Source organism: Oleiphilus sp. HI0079 (assembly GCF_001635105.1).
Window position 1 is genome coordinate 1 of the sequence record NZ_LWFT01001317.1, and the last position, 777, is coordinate 777.

1 pseudogene is annotated in these 777 nt (G+C 50.6%); it reads right to left on the reverse strand.

What is annotated here, in order from left to right:
* A pseudogene (locus A3750_RS26575) lies at nt 1-777 on the reverse strand (LamG domain-containing protein); the annotation flags it as partial.

Sequence of the window (777 nt, forward strand, 5' to 3'; positions counted from 1 at the left end):
AAACGCAGACCCCAGCCGCCTACCCATTCGACATTGCCGCTGAGAGTCAAATTCAAAGCGGGTTCGATTCCGCTTGTGTCGTAAGCAACGGCACCTTCACCAGTTTTGAATTCAAACTGCGCGATCACGTTATCTTCTATGCGGCCTCCAGTATTTGCGGCTATTCCATCCTCGATGAGTGCAAGCGCCTTACTGGTTTGTAGATTTGAGTCAATATCGTTTCTTGGTACACTGCTCGCAAAATTGTCGATAGCCGTTTCCATCTCGTTGGATGATGTTGTGCAATCACCATTCCAGCAGTTGTGAAATTCGGTTCTTAAGCGTTGAACTAGCCTTGATGCGGAGGGCGTTTCCAGATTGATTCGCGATTGCGCAGCAGCATAGGAGACGTCAATATCGCTACTGCCAATAAAGGGAGTTTGCTGTCCTTCAACATGGCAATTACTGCAGTAGGTTTCGAGCAACGCATGAACACCAGTAAAGCCAGAGCTATCAGCTGGGAATGTCTTTGTTTGCCCTGGGTCTTTTATTTGTGGAGCGCGCAGCACGATCTCAGTTTGCGCGCTGGCAGAACCCCCAGCCCAGTTTTCTATGTAGCTTGTAAGCGTATCAGCGCAGGCGCTATCGCTTGCGAGCCAGCAGTTGTGTCCGCCACCTACTTTTGTGACCATTAATGAGGTCGCCGCGTCGGCAAGGTTTACGATAGTATTTGCCGCGCCATAAGCGAGATTAATGTCATCGTCTCTCACGAAGGTCGGAGATTGCCCGCCGGCGCCA